The sequence below is a fragment of the Pseudomonas sp. GW823-FHT02C05 genome, from assembly GCF_058797595.1.
Window position 1 is genome coordinate 254,282 of sequence record NZ_JBXAJU010000001.1, and the last position, 13,724, is coordinate 268,005.

Sequence of the window (13,724 nt, forward strand, 5' to 3'; positions counted from 1 at the left end):
TCCTGCAAACAGCGTTTTGGCGCGCCGGGTGAGTCCTTCGGGGCGCGCCGGTGAAACCTTCCTCTCGCCGCGGCTACAGCAGCGGCGCCAGTGTATCGCTCCAGTGCTGCACCGCTTCAGGGGTACGCAGCAGATCGTTGCGCACCTCGATCAATACCGACGCAAGGCCACGGGCGTCGCCGTGCACCGGCACGGTCATGTCGCTCAACGGATCGATCTCGTAGGGCTGGTTGCCCGCCACCTTGATCGGCAGCCTCCACAGCCCTTCGAGGATCCGCGCCGCGTAGTCGGTGGCGCTGCCATACAGCACGCCGATTTCCAGCGCGCGCGGCTGCCCGTAGTAGACCGGGGTGAAGCTGTGGATCCCCACCACCCGCACTTCACGGCCCTGGGCCAGGCGCCGGTCGATGATCCTTTGCAGGCGCTGGTGAAACGGCGTGAACAGCTGCTGGCGGCGGTACTCGCGAGTGGCCTCGTCCAGCTGCTGGTTGCCCGGCACCTGATAGATCTCGCTTTGCAGCGGGATGCTGTCGGGGGCGTGGCGCGGTCGGTTGAGGTCGATCAGCAGGCGCGAGTAATTGGCCGCGATCAGGGTCGCGCCCAGGGCCTGGGACAGGCTTTGGGCCAGTTCCAGGGCGCCCGGGTCCCAGGCGATGTGTTCGCGGGCCGCCAGCGGGTCCAGGCCCAGGTCGTGCAGGGCCGGTGGAATGTAGTGGCTGGCGTGTTCGCACACCAGAATCAGCGGGTGCTCGGAGTCTTCACGGATCAGGCGGTAGGCCGGCTCGGTGTAGAACCCCAGCTCGGCGGATTTAGTACAGGTGTCCATAGTGCTCACAGAGTTGGGCAGCGGTCAGGTGCTCGGTCAGGGACACTTCCTTTTGTTTGACGGCGAAGTAGGTGGCCAGCAGGTCCTGGGGCAGGAACTGCAGCAGTTCAGTGTTGCCGCGCAGGCATTCCAGGGCCTGGGGCAGGGAGCCCGGCAGCGGCACGATGCCACTGGCCAGGCGTTGCTCGGCGCTCAGGTCCGAGGGGGCCTTGTCGGTCACCGCATTGAGCACCCGTTGCTGTTCGAGGCCCAGGCGCCCGGCCATCAGGATGACCGCCATGGCCAGGTGCGGCGAGGCGGTGGCATCCAGGGCGCGGAATTCCAGGTTGTACTGCGGCGCCACCGGCTTGCCGCCCAGGCTCAGGGTCGGGCAGATACGCAGCGAGGCTTCGCGGTTGCGCAGGCCCAGGCAGGCGTAGGAGGCGCTCCAGTGATGGGGCTGCAGGCGCTGGTAGGAAATCGGCGTCGGCGCGGTGAAGGCGCACAGCGCCGGCAGGTGCCTGAGCACCCCGGCGGCCCAGTGCTGGCCCAGGCTCGACAGGTCGTCGCCACTCACCGCGTGGGGGTCGTAGAGCAGTGGCTCGCCGTCCAGGTTTTGCAGGCTCAGGTGCAGGTGCACCCCGTTGCACACCGCGTCGTCGGCAGTCTTGGGCGCGAAGCTGACTCGGTGCCCCAGTTGCCGGGCGATTTCCCGGGTGATCTCGCGCACGTTCACCGCCCGGTCGGCAGCGGCCAGGCCCTGGGTCGGCCGGCAGGTGATCTCGTACTGCTGCTTGCCGTATTCGGGGAGGAACATTTCCGGTTCGGCGCCGGCGGCTCGCAACGCCGCCAGCAGCCAGCCACCGAAGGCCGCGCCCTGGCGCTGGGCTTCCAGGGAGAAGGCCAGGTGCTCGCGCTGGCCGGTGCCGGTGTCGAGGTTGAATTCATGCTCGAAGGCCGCGGTGATCTGGATGCCCAGCTCGCGGTAGCGCTCGATTTCCTTGCGCAGCAGGGTGCGCGGGCAGGCCGCCCAGGGCGTGCCGTCGGTCTCGCAGATGTCGGCGTGGATGAAATCCAGCGGCGCCGCGCTGGCATCCGGCCCGGCGCCGACACTGACCCGGCTGTCCAGGTCGGGGATCAGTCGCAGGTCGCCATAGGCGCCCCAGGGGTTGTCCTCGGCGATCAGGTCCTGGGGCGTCAGCGCGCTGTTGGCCGGCACCCAGCCGCAGCCGCCGACCTTGTAGCGCTCCAGTTCGTCGCTGGGAAAGGAGCGGCCACGGGTGACGCCGATCAGGTCGGTGGTGACGATGCTGGTCATGGCCACCGGGGTCAGGGCCTCGATGCCCTGGCCGCGGCTCATCCGCGGATCTCCCGCAGGCGGCCGAGCACGGTGTCGGTGTCGGTGATCCAGCAGTAGCCCTTGATTGCGTTGAGGCAGGCCTGGTGCCGGGTATCGCCGTAGGTGGCGCAGGCATCTTCCACCAGGGTCACCAGGTAGCCGCGGTCGGCGGCGTCGCGCACGGCCATGTCCACGCACTGGTCGGTGACGATCCCGGCGATGATCAGGTGGCGGGTTTCCAGGTTGCGCAGCACGTAGTCGATGTTGGTGGAGTTGAACACCCCGGAGGAGGTCTTGGGCAGCACGATCTCGTTTTCCACCGGCTCGAGCTCGGCAATGATCGCCGCCTGGGGGCTGCCCTTGGGCAGGTGCATGTCCGACAGCTTGTGGTCCAGGGAGCGGTCACGGCCATCGGCGGTCAGGCTTTCGATAATGGTGTGCAGCACGTTCTGCCGCGCCTCGCGCACCGCCGCCAGCAGCCGTTGCTGGTTGGGGATCACCCGCTCTCGTGCGCGCTTGAGAAAGGCCTCGCCCTCGGGCCCTTGCAGGTGCGGGTCGAACTGCGGTTCAAGCCACGCCCGCTGCATGTCCACCAGCAGCAGGGCGGTGTGGTCGACGACGAAGGGCAGGTCCCGGGGCGAACGGTGGGGCAGGCTGAACATCCTTATTTTTCCTCCAGCACATGGGTAGCAAATTCCGCCCGCAGGGCATCGATGCCCTCCAGGCGTTGATCAAGATGAGGGCTGCGCGGGGTCAGGCAGGCGACCAGCGCCTCGACCTGGGCCAGCGCCGGCACCAGGGTGTCGAATGGCGACAAGGATTCCACCGGTGCACTGATGACCAGGTCCGCCAGCTCCCGCAGCGGCGAGGCATAGATATCGGTGAACAGCACCACCCGGGCGTTGCGTGCCTTGACCGCACTGGCCACGCGCATGGCCTGGGACTGGTAGCGGCGGTAGTCGAACAGCAGCACCAGGTCCTGGCGCTGGACATCGAACAGGCGGTCCGGCAGTTGGGCGTTGTCGTCAAGGAAGAAACAGCCCGGGCGCATCAGCCGCAGGTGGTTGAACAGGTAGAGGGCGAGGAAGCTGCTGAAGCGGCCGCCGAAGCAGTACACCGAATGCCGGCTGTCCAGCAGCCAGTCCATGAGCACGCGGATGTCTTCGGGCTGGGTCAGGGCCTGGGTGTCCTGCAGTACGCGCTGGCTGTCGGCCAGGTAGCGGCCCCAGGTATCGCCCTGGGCCACTTGCGAACGCGGGCGCAGCAGGGTGCTGGGGGAGCGCAGGCGGTCATCCATGTCACTGAGCAGGGCTTCCTGGAATTCGCCGTAGCCGCTGAAACCGAGCTTCTTCACCAGGCGCACGATGGTCGGATCGCTGACCCCGGCGTGTTCCGCCAGGCGTGACATCGGCCCCAGCCCGTTGCGCGGGTAGTGATCGAGCAGGGCCCGCACGACCTTGCGCTCGGAGGGCGTGAGGTCGAGGGCGGGGTCGGTGATCAGGTCTCTGAGAGAGGGCATCGGGGTGCCTTGGAAAGTGATGTCGTTTTTATTTCATAAAATGGCGAAATGGATATTTATGTAATAGACGCTACATGTCTAGTGAATTTTCCTCTGATATCAAATTGCCCTGAAATGGGGCGGTTTCAGGTGGGAATCTGTTGTTGGCGGGGCGGGAAGCCACGGTGCGGGACGTAGGGGAGCGATCGCAACAGGGTCTGGCTTACGCCGAGCAGGCCGAATACAGTGGCGCGACCGCACCGGACAGGCACCTGCGTGCTGTTTTGCAATGAACCTTGGAGGCGGTTGCAGCAAAGATGTTGCATCTGCCCGGCCCGTGTAGGTTTGCCAATCGATAACGCCAGAGTAAACACCGTGCAGGCCACCCGTCTGACCCTGATCTGCCATGCCCGCACCGCCGCCCAGAAGCTGGCGCGTTTTCCCCGGGACGAACCCCTGGAGCTGGACTGGCAAGCCCAGGCCCTGAGCCGCGCCGCTGATTTCAAGCGCGGCATCCGGGTGCTGTGCGGGCCCGAGCTGCGTACCCGCCAGAGCGCCCAGCTGTTCAGCGCCGAGCATGAGGTGCAGGACGCCTTGCGCGACTGTGATTTCGGCGCCTGGCAGGGGCTGCGCATCGATGAACTGCAAGAGCGTGAACCCGAGGCGCTGCAGGCCTGGCTCAAGGACCCGCAGCTGGCGCCACCGGGAGGCGAATCCCTGGCCCAGTTGTACCAGCGCGTGGCGCAATGGCTGGAGGTCATGGCGCAGCGCCCGGGCCACTGGCTGGCGGTGACCCATCCCTTCGTCATCCGCGCCGTGCTGGTGCAGGTGCTGCAGGCGCCGCTGGCCAGCTTCAACCAGATCGACATCGAGCCCCTGTCCCGGCTCGACCTGAGCCACGCCGGCCGCTGGCGCCTGCGCCTGCCCGGCCCCCCGACGCCATCCCGGTAGCCGCTGCCGAGCCCGCGAGGCTGCGCAAAGGCCCCGGGGGGCTTGCCTGGCCATCTCCAGCCGGACATGCAACGGCCCCAGACCACCTTTCGCCGCTCCGATGCCCGCCGCCCCAGGGGGCTACAGAAGCATTTCTCATCAGGCCAAAGCGCCGCATACTGGCCCGCTGGCAAAACAGCGAGAGCAAGCCCATGAAAACCCTCCTGGTGATCGGCATCGGCGCCGGCAACCCCGACTACATCACGATCCAGGCGATCAAGGCGCTGAACCGCAGCGACGTGGTGTTCCTCATGGACAAGGGGCCGAGCAAGGATTCCCTGATCGACCTGCGGCGCGAGCTGTGCGAGCGCTACCTCACCGAGCGGCCCTTTCGTTACGTCGAGGCGCAGAACCCCGAGCGCGAGCGCGGCGACGTGGACTACCAGGCCAGTGTGCAGACCCTGAACCGCGACAAGCAGCAGGTCTTCGAGCGGCTGATCAACCAGGAACTGGCGGACGGTGAAACCGGCGCTTTTCTGGCCTGGGGCGATCCGGCGCTGTACGACAGCACCCTGCGCATCCTGCAGCAGATCCTGGCCAGCGGCACAGCGTCGTTCGAGTATGAAGTGATCCCCGGCGTCACCAGTGTCCAGGCCCTGACGGCCCGGCACAAAGTGCCGCTGAACCGCATTGGCCGCTCCGTGGAAATCACCACCGGACGCCGCCTGGCAGCGGGGCAGGCCGGTTCCGCCGACAGCCTGGTGGTGATGCTCGACGCCGAGGATTCCTACCGCCACCTGCGCAACCAGGGCCTGGACATCTACTGGGGGGCCTACCTGGGCACCGCGGATGAAATCCTCATCAGCGGCCCCTTGGACCAGGTGGCCGACGAAATCCGCCGTGTACGCCTGCAGGCCCGCCAGACCCATGGCTGGATCATGGACACTTACCTGCTGCGCAAACCCCAGGACTGACGCCCCGCCGGACCAGCGTCGCCCCCTTCGCCGGCAAGCCGGTTCCTACGGGCGCGGTGGTGTGGTGCTTTCCAGGCCGCGGCCGAAGCGTTCGCGGTACACCGACGGCGGTACGCCCACCAGGCCGCGAAAGGCCACGCGAAAGCTCTCCACCGAGCGATAACCGCAGCGCAGGGCAATGCTTTCGGTACTCTCGCTGCCGCTTTCCAGCAGTTCCCTGGCCCGGGCCAGCCGTTCATGCTGCAGCCAGGCCTTGGGCGAGGCGCCAGTGGCGTCGTGGAAACGCCGCAGGAAGGTGCGTTCGCTCATCAGCGCCCGGGCCGCCAGTTCGCTCACGCTCAGCGGTTGATGCAGGCGCTCCCGGGCCCATTGCATGACTCGCGACAGGTCGCTGCGCGGGGTACGGCTGACCGGTGCGGGAATGAACTGCGCCTGGCCGCCGGTGCGTTGCGGCGACATCACCAGGCGCCGGGCCACGCTGTTGGCCACCTGGGTGCCGAAATCCCGGGCCACCAGGTGCAGGCAGGCATCGATACCGGCGGCGCTGCCGGCGGAAGTGATCAGTTGCCCGGCATCGACATAGAGCACATCCGGGTCCACCCGGATATTCGGGAAACCCTCGGCCAGCTCGCGGGCGTAGCGCCAGTGAGTGGTGGCGCTACAACCATCCAGCAGCCCGGTCGCCGCCAGAACGAACACCCCGGAGCAGATCGACAGCAGCCGCGCACCGCGTTGGTGGGCCTGGCGCAGCGCTTCCAGCAACTTCGGCGGCGGCGCCTGCTCGCGGCTGCGCCAGCCGGGAATGATGATGGTCCGCGCCTGCTCCAGCAGCTCCAGGCCCCCGTCGGCCAGCACCTGGATCCCGCCCAGGGCACGCATCGGGCCGGGGTCCACGGCAGCGATGGTTTGCCGGTACCAGGGGAAATCGAACTCCGGCCGGGCCAGGCCGAAAATCTCCACGGCAATGCCGAACTCGAAGGTGCAAAGGCCGTCGTAGGCGAGAATCGCCACCAGTCCGGGGTGATTGTGCATTTGGCGGAAAGTTACCAGTCAGTGTCTAGCTCGCCACTTTAGCGTGGTGGGGCAGGGCCTATAAAGTCCTTCCCACCTTAATCGCAAGTTTCTGGAGATGCCCATGACCAGCCTGGTCCGCAGCACTGCCGCCGCCCCTTCGGCCATTGCCCTGATGCATTTTTGCAACCGCCTGACCTTTGAAACCGACTGTTCCGACGTCCACAGCAGCCAGGAGGCCGGTGAAGTGGATTTTGTCCTGGTGGATGTGCGTGGCCCCGAAGCCTTTGCCCGTGGCCATGTCCCCGGGGCGATCAATCTGCCCGGGCGCTTGCTCACCGCCGAACACCTGGCCGGTTATCCTCGCGACACCCTGTTCGTGGTGTATTGCGCCGGCCCTCACTGCAATGGCGCGAACAAGGCGGCGGTCAAGCTGGCGGCCCTGGAATACTCGGTCAAGGAGATGATCGGCGGTGTCACCGGCTGGCTCGATGAGGGCTTCCAGCTCAGCACCGGGCAACCGCGCCGCGAGGGAGCGGATCTGTCCTGCGCCTGCTGAAGGGCTGACTCCGCTGGTAGCGGCCTTGGGCTGCGGCTAGCGGGGATGTGTCGGTAAAAATGACCCGTTCTGAGGCGAACGTCGGGATTTTCAGGGGCAAACGCATCATGCCGGGGCGAGGGAGGAGGCAGAGGATCGCGGGCGCATATTTTTTATAAGTATTTGTCGCATAAACACAATTTGCATCCCGGGAGCCGCTCTAGACTGCTGGCCACTTCGATTTGCCCCCCAATCGAAACCAGCCAATAAAAGCCTCCGTCTCCTGGAGTTATAAATGAACAAGTTTGCGCTGTTCGGTGCCCTGGCACTGTCGCTGTTTTCCTTCACCGCTTCGGCCGACGAGGCCAAGCCGATCCGTATCGGTATCGAAGCCGGCTACCCGCCGTTCTCGATGAAGACCCCCGACGGCAAGCTCACCGGTTTCGATGTCGACCTGGGCAACGCCCTGTGCGAGCAGATGCAGGCCAAGTGCACCTGGGTCGAGCAGGAGTTCGACGGCCTGATCCCGGCGCTGAAAGTGAAGAAGATCGACGCCATCCTGTCGTCCATGACCATCACCGACGACCGCAAGAAGAACGTCGATTTCACCATCAAGTACTACCACACCCCGGCGCGCTTCGTGATGAAGGCCGGCACCAGCATCAAGGACCCGCTGACCGAGCTCAAGGGCAAGAAGGTCGGTGTGCTGCGGGCCAGTACCCATGACCGCTTCGCCACCGAAGTGCTGGTGCCGGCGGGCATCGACCTGGTGCGCTACGGCTCCCAGCAGGAAGCCAACCTGGACATGGTCTCCGGCCGCGTCGACGCGCTGCTGGCGGATTCGGTGAACCTCGACGATGGCTTCCTGAAAACCGACGCCGGCAAGGGCTTCGCCTTCGTGGGCCCTGAGTACAACGATCCGAAATACTTCGGCGGCGGTGCCGGCATTGCCGTGCGCAAGGGGGATCAGGAACTGGCCGGGAAATTCAACAAGGCCATCACCGAGATCCGTGCCAACGGCAAGTACAAGCAAGTGCAGGACAAGTACTTCGATTTCGACGTCTACGGCGAGTAAGCCCGGGCGTTGAAAAAGGTGGTTGCCGGGGGCCGGCAGCCACCTTTTTTGTGCGCCACTGTTTTATTCTGCGCCACGCCTTTTTCTGATCTCCGGAGTTGCCATGCAACGCATCGACCATTCCTTGCCCTGGGGCCACCTGGGCACCCAGCGCCAGCTCAGTGTGTTCCGCTTTGGCAGCGGCCCGCGCAAGGTGTACATCCAGGCCAGCCTGCACGCCGACGAACTGCCCGGCATGCGCACTGCCTGGGAGCTCAAGCAGCGCCTGGCGCAGCTGGAGAACCAGGGGCGCCTGCAGGCAGTGGTCGAGCTGGTGCCGGTGGCCAATCCCATCGGCCTCGACCAGCAGGTGCAGGGCAGCCACCTGGGGCGTTTCGAGCTGGGCAGCGGCAAGAATTTCAATCGCGCCTTCGTCGAGCTCAGCGGCCCGGTGGGCGACTTGATCGGCAGGCAACTGGGGGACGACGCCACGGCCAATATCGCCCTGATCCGCCGTGCCATGGTCCAGGTGCTGGATGAGCTGCCAGCGGCTGATTCGCAGCTGCAAGCCCTGCATCGCTTGCTGTTGCGCCATGCCTGCGACGCCGACATCACCCTCGACCTGCATTGCGATTTCGAAGCGGCGATCCACCTCTATGCCTTGCCCCAGCACTGGCCTCGCTGGCAGTCCCTGGCGGCGCGGCTCAAGGCCGGGGTGGCGCTGTTGTGCGAAGACTCCGGCGGCAGCTCTTTCGATGAATCCTGTTCCGCGCCCTGGCTGCGCCTGGCCCGGGACTTTCCGCGGGCGGCGATTCCCCCGGCAAACCTGGCCGCCACCCTGGAGCTGGGCAGCATGGGCGACACCCGGGTGCAGCAGGCCCGGGCCAACTGCGAAGCCATCCTGGGGTTTCTCGCCGAACAGGGGCTGATCAGCGGCGAGTGGCCGGCCGCTGCGCAGCAGTGCTGTGAAGGCATGCCCTTCGAAGGCACCCAGTACCTGTTCGCCCCCCACCATGGCGTGGTCAGTTTCCTGCGCGATGCCGGGGAGTGGGTGGAGCGTGGCGATGCCCTGTTCGAAGTGGTGGACCCCTTGAGCGATCGCGTCAGCACCGTGTGTGCCGGCACCAGCGGCGTGCTCTTTGCCCTGGACCGTGGGCGCTACACCCAGCCGGGCATCTGGCTGGCCAAGGTGGCCGGCCGCGAGGCGATTCGTGAAGGCAAGCTGATCAACGACTGAACCGCCACCGCAGGGGTCGATCGGGCGTTGGCTGGCCAGCGCAAGCTGCAGCGCGCCCACCCCTTGATCCGGCGTCACGCCCTGCGCCGGCCAGCCGGCTCCTACGACAGATGTGCCCATGCCCCGAGTGTCGCTGTGCATCCGCCTGCTGTTCGCCCTGTGTCTGCTGGCGGCGACATTCAATCACCTGCGCGCCGCCTTCGAGCATGGCCTGCTCTGGGATTATGGCTACGGCGCCGCCACGCCCCTGGCCAGCCGGGCCTTCTGGGGCTCCCTGACGCTGTTCGATCCGCTGGCGGCGCTGCTGCTGTTGGTGCGCCCGCGCTGGGGCCTGCTGCTGACCCTGGCAATCATCCTGCTGGATGTGCTGCACAACAGCCTCTACGTGGCGGCCCATGGCCAGTGGCTGGAGACCTTCTACCTGTCCCAGGTGGGGTTTGCGCTGGCGGTGCTGCTGTGCTTGCCGCTGGCCTGGCGCGGGCTGGGCAGATGAACACTCGGGACTGGCAGTGCTAGGCTCTGGCGACCCGTTTTTACCCCTTCAAGGAGCTACACATGATCCGCTACCTGGCGCTGTTGGCGCTGCTGGCCGCGCCTTGGGTGCAGGCCGCCGATGCACTGCACGATGACCTGCCGCTCAAGTACCTGGAGCAGGCCCCGGCCGCGCCGCGCAACCAGCCGCTGGTGATTTTCCTGCATGGCTACGGCAGCAACGAGGCCGACCTGTTCGGCCTTCGCCAGCGCCTGCCGGCGAGCTACACCTATGTGTCGGTGCGGGCACCGCAGACCCTGGAGGAGGGCAGCTACCAGTGGTTCCACCGCAAGGGCCAGGGCCCCTACGACGGTGTGACCAGCGAGCTGGCCAGCGGCGCCGAGCTGATCGGCCAGTTTGTCCGCGCGGCGCTGGCCAAGTACCAGACCCAGCCGGACAAGGTGGTGCTGGTGGGGTTCAGCCAGGGCGCGGTGATGGCCTATGAAGTGGGCCTGCGCCATCCGCAGTCGGTGCGGGGCATCGCCGCCTTGAGCGGGAAGATCCTGCCGGTGCTGGCAGCGCAGGTGAAGAACAACCCGAGCCTGCAGCGCCTGGGCATCTTCATCGGTCATGGCACCCTTGACCAGCGCCTGCCCTACAGCGATGCGGTGGATGCCCAGCGCTTGCTGCAGGGGTTGTCACTGCAACCGCAGTTCCATGCCTACCCGGGCCTGGGGCACAGCATCAGCGAAGCGGAGATCGACGACCTCAAGGGCTGGCTGCAGGGGCTCAACCCCTGAGCCGGCACGGGGTCTACTGACCGAGGATCTGCTTCATCAGCGCGGTGTGGCCGGCCTTGTCGGTGGCCCGGGAAATTATCTGGATCACCGCCATGCGTGTGCCGGAGCCGGCAATCAGGGTGGAGTTCAGGGTCAGGCCGCCGCCCATGGTGGCGGTGCTGTCGATCTGGCGCACGCCAAGGCCCTTGAGGGTCATGTTCTTTTCGCTCTGCTTGCTGAAATCCGGCAGCGCCGCGGCCTGTTGCGCGAGAAAGCCGCTGACCGCGTCATCGAGAAAGGCGGCGTCGTTGTCCTGGACCTTGGCCCCATGGGGAATGGTGTTCTGCGCCGCGATCACCACGGTACGGGTGGTGGCGTTGGAATACAGGGTGCCGCTGGCACCCTCGGTGCCATTGGCCTCGCTGCCGGCCGGCAGTACCGAAGCGCTGAACCCCTTGGGCAGGGTGAAGGCGAGCTTGCCGTCGAGGACTGCGACCTTCTCCCCCGAGGCCTGCCTGGCCGCGGATTTGCTGGCGGCGACCGCGTTCAGCGCGCCCAGGCCCGCCACGGCGGCGAACACCAGGACCAGGGCTTTTCTAGCGAAAGATGACATGCGCAATCTCCGGGCAGTGATCAAAGGCGCGCATCATCCCACGGCCGTTGCGGCCTGCTCCACAAGGATTTTTCAGCGCGGCTCCGATGACGGCCAGCCAAGGCTCATAAGAGCTGGCTGGCCAGCGAAAACTTCCGCCAGCCCGGTGCAAGACTCAAGAGCCCCTGTGCCGGCCAGCCGGCTCCTGCACAGTGGCTCGCAACAGCCGCTTGCTCAGCCCCAGGACCAGCATCGACGCTGCCAGCGCCACCGCGAAGGCGAGCATGCCCAGCGGGGGCAGGGCCAGTGCCAGGGCCAGGCAGAAGGCGGCGAAGGCGTACAGGCCGGTGGTCAGGGAGCGCAGCAGGACAGTGGTGAAGGCCACGCCTCGACTCTGATGGGAGAACACCGCAAGGACGCTGCCAAGCACCGGGAACACCGCGAGCATGCCGCTCCAGCGTTCGCCGACGGTGCTGGCCAGCAGGGTCACGGCCAGGGTCAGCAGGGCCCCGGCGAGCATCCGGTAGGGCAGTTTGTCGGAGCGCGGCCCAGGGCTGGCGGGCAGTTCGCCCACCGGCGGAAACAGCCGTGGGGCCAGGAGCAGGGCGCTGGCGGCGCAGAGGCTGGAAAAACCCAGGGATGGCGGCACCTGGGCGATGACCGTGGCCAGCAAGGCCCACACCAGGGTCGCAATGGCCAGGGCCCCGGGCCAGGAGAAGCGCTGCGCGGCATGGGTATAGGCGACGCTGAAGGCGATCATCGCGAACACCGCCGACAGGGCCGCCACCGCGGCATGGGTGGCGAACACCTGGCCCTGCTCCAGGGCCAGGAACAGCAGGATCGGCCCCACCACCACGGGAAATCCCGCCAGCCAGCCAGCGACATTCGGGCCCCAGCGCTTGCTCGCCAGGGAGATCAACCACAGAAATCCGGGAACGGTCAGCAGTTTCAACAGCAGCATGGGCGCACTCGGCGGATGAACGGTGCGCCACGCTAGCATCCAACGAAGCGATTGGCGCGTATCTGCAGGCAGGGAAGTGGCCGGGAGTGAAGTGCAGGGTCGTTTTTTCTTGTACAGATAGAAAGTATTGAATCGATTAAAGGCTTATTTGTACAAGTATTTGGGCTTAAAAGGCATTTTTTGCCGATAAAAATTGTACAAAAATTAAATTGTCGTATAGGTTTTTAAGGTGTGGGATGTGCCGATAGCTGCTCAGTTTTTCAAGGGGCGGCGGTCGCTGCCCACGCTTTTTGGGCTCCGAGGTCAGGCCCGGGTGGAACCGGGGCTGGGTCAGTTAGGTGGTCGACCACCTCGGAGGCCTTTTTTTCCTTGGCACGTGCAAGGAAATTGCCCGCCCTGCCAGCCTTTCGGAAGCCATGCGCCATGCACGATCCTCTCTCCCAGCACTTTCACGGCATTTTGCAGGGGTTGGGTGAAGACCCGACCCGCGAGGGCTTGCGGGACACCCCGCAGCGAGCCTCAAAAGCCTTGCGTTATCTGTGCCATGGTTACGAAACCAGCCTCGAAGAACTGGTCAACGGTGCGTTGTTCAGCTCCACCAGCGACGAGATGGTGATGGTCCAGAACATCGAGTTGTATTCCCTGTGCGAGCACCATTTGCTGCCGTTCATTGGTCAGGCTCATGTGGCTTACATCCCCACCGGCAAAGTGCTGGGCCTGTCCAAGGTGGCGCGGATCGTCGACATGTATGCGCGACGCCTGCAGATCCAGGAGACCCTCACGCGGCAGATTGCCGAGGCGATCCAGGAAGTGACCCGGGCGGCCGGGGTGGCGGTGGTCATCGAAGCGCGGCACATGTGCATGATGATGCGCGGGGTCGAGAAGCAGAACTCGCTGATGAACACCTCGGTAATGCTGGGGGCCTTTCGCGAGTCGGCCAGCACCCGCCAGGAGTTTCTTCAGCTGTTGCGCAGGCAGCCTTGAATGAAACGCAGGCGGCGAGTGGGCGTGGCCCGGTTGCTGTGGCTGCTGGTGCTGCTCAGCGCTACGGCCAGTGCCGGTTGGCAAGAGTCGTTGCCCAATGCGCGGCTGCTGGGCAGCGGCGAGTTCAGCTGGTTCGGCTTCAAGGTCTACACCGCGCGGCTCTGGGGCACGACGTTGCCATTGACGGCCGATAGCCCCTTCGCCCTGGAACTGACCTACCGGCGCACGATCAGCCGCGGCGATCTGGTGCAGACCAGCCTCGACGAGATCCAGCGCCTGTCCGGCAGCGCGGTGAGCCCGGCGCAACTCAAGGACTGGCAGGCGCAGATGCAGCGCGCCTTCGTCGATGTCGAACCGGGCCAGCGCATCACCGGGGTGTTCCTGCCCGGGCGCGGGGTGCAGTTCTTTGTCGACCAGCGCTTGCAGTACAGGGTCGAGGACGAAGCCTTCGCCCGAGCGTTTTTCGCCATCTGGCTCGACCCGCGCACGCGCAATCCGCAGTTGCGCGCACAACTGCTGGGCCAATAGCGGGCGCAGCACAGGAGATATT

At 65.8% G+C, this 13,724-nt stretch carries 16 protein-coding genes; 9 read left to right on the forward strand and 7 right to left on the reverse strand.

From position 1 onward, the window contains the following. Nucleotides 1-73 precede the first annotated feature (73 nt). Genes AC1RGE_RS01235 through AC1RGE_RS01250 form a run of 4 tightly spaced genes read right to left on the reverse strand, consistent with a single transcriptional unit; the run spans nt 74 to nt 3,663 of the window. A complete protein-coding gene (locus AC1RGE_RS01235; protein ID WP_011060542.1) occupies nt 74-826 on the reverse strand; it encodes an N-formylglutamate amidohydrolase in 753 nt (250 codons plus the stop codon). Then, nucleotides 810-2,165 carry a type I glutamate--ammonia ligase gene (locus AC1RGE_RS01240; protein ID WP_015635040.1) on the reverse strand — a complete coding sequence of 452 codons (1,356 nt, stop codon included), beginning with the start codon at nt 2,163-2,165 and terminating at the stop codon, nt 810-812. Before AC1RGE_RS01240 ends, AC1RGE_RS01235 begins: the two co-directional genes overlap by 17 nt. Next, complete coding sequence (locus AC1RGE_RS01245) at nt 2,162-2,806, reverse strand: cysteine hydrolase family protein (protein ID WP_011060544.1); 645 nt, start codon at nt 2,804-2,806, stop codon at nt 2,162-2,164. The genes AC1RGE_RS01240 and AC1RGE_RS01245 overlap by 4 nt, the downstream gene beginning before the upstream one ends. A 2-nt stretch (nt 2,807-2,808) precedes the next feature. Next, on the reverse strand, nt 2,809-3,663 hold the full coding sequence (locus tag AC1RGE_RS01250; RefSeq protein WP_011060545.1) for a MurR/RpiR family transcriptional regulator: 855 nt from the start codon (nt 3,661-3,663) through the stop codon (nt 2,809-2,811). Nucleotides 3,664-4,017: 354 nt separating this feature from the next. Here AC1RGE_RS01250 and AC1RGE_RS01255 point away from each other — a divergent pair, with 354 nt between their 5' ends. Together AC1RGE_RS01255 and cobF are read left to right on the forward strand one after the other, a co-directional pair. Continuing rightward, nucleotides 4,018-4,593 carry a histidine phosphatase family protein gene (locus tag AC1RGE_RS01255; RefSeq protein WP_492583068.1) on the forward strand — a complete coding sequence of 192 codons (576 nt, stop codon included), beginning with the start codon at nt 4,018-4,020 and terminating at the stop codon, nt 4,591-4,593. A gap of 191 nt (nt 4,594-4,784) precedes the next feature. Continuing rightward, on the forward strand, nt 4,785-5,546 hold the full coding sequence (gene cobF / locus AC1RGE_RS01260; RefSeq protein WP_015635042.1) for a precorrin-6A synthase (deacetylating): 762 nt from the start codon (nt 4,785-4,787) through the stop codon (nt 5,544-5,546). A gap of 45 nt (nt 5,547-5,591) precedes the next feature. On the opposite strand, the gene ftrA is transcribed toward cobF, so the two are convergent. Beyond that, nucleotides 5,592-6,578: a transcriptional regulator FtrA gene (ftrA, locus tag AC1RGE_RS01265; RefSeq protein WP_019095782.1), complete on the reverse strand. Its 987-nt coding sequence runs from the start codon at nt 6,576-6,578 to the stop codon at nt 5,592-5,594. Between the two features lie 103 nt (nt 6,579-6,681). On the opposite strand from ftrA, the gene AC1RGE_RS01270 reads away from it, so the two are divergent. The 5 genes from AC1RGE_RS01270 to AC1RGE_RS01290 all read left to right on the forward strand — a co-directional run bounded on the left by AC1RGE_RS01270 (nt 6,682) and on the right by AC1RGE_RS01290 (nt 10,658). Continuing rightward, nucleotides 6,682-7,116: a rhodanese-like domain-containing protein gene (locus AC1RGE_RS01270; protein WP_011060549.1), complete on the forward strand. Its 435-nt coding sequence runs from the start codon at nt 6,682-6,684 to the stop codon at nt 7,114-7,116. A gap of 274 nt (nt 7,117-7,390) precedes the next feature. Beyond that, nucleotides 7,391-8,170 (forward strand): ABC transporter substrate-binding protein, encoded by a 780-nt coding sequence (locus AC1RGE_RS01275; protein ID WP_011060550.1) that lies wholly within the window; start codon nt 7,391-7,393, stop codon nt 8,168-8,170. A 103-nt stretch (nt 8,171-8,273) separates the two neighbouring features. Then, nucleotides 8,274-9,386, forward strand: coding sequence for a succinylglutamate desuccinylase/aspartoacylase family protein (locus tag AC1RGE_RS01280; protein ID WP_103291522.1), 1,113 nt, complete (start codon nt 8,274-8,276; stop codon nt 9,384-9,386). A gap of 118 nt (nt 9,387-9,504) precedes the next feature. Beyond that, nucleotides 9,505-9,879, forward strand: a complete 375-nt coding sequence (locus AC1RGE_RS01285; RefSeq protein WP_026020012.1) for a hypothetical protein — start codon at nt 9,505-9,507, stop codon at nt 9,877-9,879. A 62-nt stretch (nt 9,880-9,941) separates the two neighbouring features. Next, on the forward strand, nt 9,942-10,658 hold the full coding sequence (locus AC1RGE_RS01290; protein WP_019093530.1) for an alpha/beta hydrolase: 717 nt from the start codon (nt 9,942-9,944) through the stop codon (nt 10,656-10,658). A 13-nt stretch (nt 10,659-10,671) separates the two neighbouring features. On the opposite strand, the gene AC1RGE_RS01295 is transcribed toward AC1RGE_RS01290, so the two are convergent. Together AC1RGE_RS01295 and AC1RGE_RS01300 are read right to left on the reverse strand one after the other, a co-directional pair. Then, nucleotides 10,672-11,250, reverse strand: a complete 579-nt coding sequence (locus AC1RGE_RS01295) for a DcrB/PsbP domain-containing protein (RefSeq protein ID WP_011060554.1) — start codon at nt 11,248-11,250, stop codon at nt 10,672-10,674. 154 nt (nt 11,251-11,404) lie between these two features. Further along, nucleotides 11,405-12,190: a hypothetical protein gene (locus AC1RGE_RS01300; RefSeq protein WP_401023464.1), complete on the reverse strand. Its 786-nt coding sequence runs from the start codon at nt 12,188-12,190 to the stop codon at nt 11,405-11,407. 423 nt (nt 12,191-12,613) lie between these two features. Here AC1RGE_RS01300 and folE point away from each other — a divergent pair, with 423 nt between their 5' ends. Both folE and AC1RGE_RS01310 read left to right on the forward strand, forming a co-directional pair. Next, the gene (gene folE / locus AC1RGE_RS01305; RefSeq protein ID WP_019093528.1) at nt 12,614-13,174 is read left to right on the forward strand and encodes a GTP cyclohydrolase I FolE; all 561 of its coding nucleotides are present in this window, start codon (nt 12,614-12,616) and stop codon (nt 13,172-13,174) included. Further along, entirely contained in the window at nt 13,175-13,702 is a 528-nt protein-coding gene (locus AC1RGE_RS01310; RefSeq protein WP_041774165.1) for a chalcone isomerase family protein, read from the forward strand. Nucleotides 13,703-13,724: the final 22 nt, after the last annotated feature.

What these genes read in the sequence shown, in the direction of transcription:
- AC1RGE_RS01235 (WP_011060542.1), bottom strand. Translation starts at nt 826, where the DNA reads ATGGACACCTGTACTAAATCCGCCGAGCTGGGGTTCTACACCGAGCCG.
- AC1RGE_RS01240 (WP_015635040.1), bottom strand. Translation starts at nt 2,165, where the DNA reads ATGAGCCGCGGCCAGGGCATCGAGGCCCTGACCCCGGTGGCCATGACC.
- AC1RGE_RS01245 (WP_011060544.1), bottom strand. Translation starts at nt 2,806, where the DNA reads ATGTTCAGCCTGCCCCACCGTTCGCCCCGGGACCTGCCCTTCGTCGTC.
- AC1RGE_RS01250 (WP_011060545.1), bottom strand. Translation starts at nt 3,663, where the DNA reads ATGCCCTCTCTCAGAGACCTGATCACCGACCCCGCCCTCGACCTCACG.
- cobF (WP_015635042.1), top strand. Translation starts at nt 4,785, where the DNA reads ATGAAAACCCTCCTGGTGATCGGCATCGGCGCCGGCAACCCCGACTAC.
- ftrA (WP_019095782.1), bottom strand. Translation starts at nt 6,578, where the DNA reads ATGCACAATCACCCCGGACTGGTGGCGATTCTCGCCTACGACGGCCTT.
- AC1RGE_RS01270 (WP_011060549.1), top strand. Translation starts at nt 6,682, where the DNA reads ATGACCAGCCTGGTCCGCAGCACTGCCGCCGCCCCTTCGGCCATTGCC.
- AC1RGE_RS01275 (WP_011060550.1), top strand. Translation starts at nt 7,391, where the DNA reads ATGAACAAGTTTGCGCTGTTCGGTGCCCTGGCACTGTCGCTGTTTTCC.
- AC1RGE_RS01280 (WP_103291522.1), top strand. Translation starts at nt 8,274, where the DNA reads ATGCAACGCATCGACCATTCCTTGCCCTGGGGCCACCTGGGCACCCAG.
- AC1RGE_RS01285 (WP_026020012.1), top strand. Translation starts at nt 9,505, where the DNA reads ATGCCCCGAGTGTCGCTGTGCATCCGCCTGCTGTTCGCCCTGTGTCTG.
- AC1RGE_RS01290 (WP_019093530.1), top strand. Translation starts at nt 9,942, where the DNA reads ATGATCCGCTACCTGGCGCTGTTGGCGCTGCTGGCCGCGCCTTGGGTG.
- AC1RGE_RS01295 (WP_011060554.1), bottom strand. Translation starts at nt 11,250, where the DNA reads ATGTCATCTTTCGCTAGAAAAGCCCTGGTCCTGGTGTTCGCCGCCGTG.
- AC1RGE_RS01300 (WP_401023464.1), bottom strand. Translation starts at nt 12,190, where the DNA reads ATGCTGCTGTTGAAACTGCTGACCGTTCCCGGATTTCTGTGGTTGATC.
- folE (WP_019093528.1), top strand. Translation starts at nt 12,614, where the DNA reads ATGCACGATCCTCTCTCCCAGCACTTTCACGGCATTTTGCAGGGGTTG.
- AC1RGE_RS01310 (WP_041774165.1), top strand. Translation starts at nt 13,175, where the DNA reads ATGAAACGCAGGCGGCGAGTGGGCGTGGCCCGGTTGCTGTGGCTGCTG.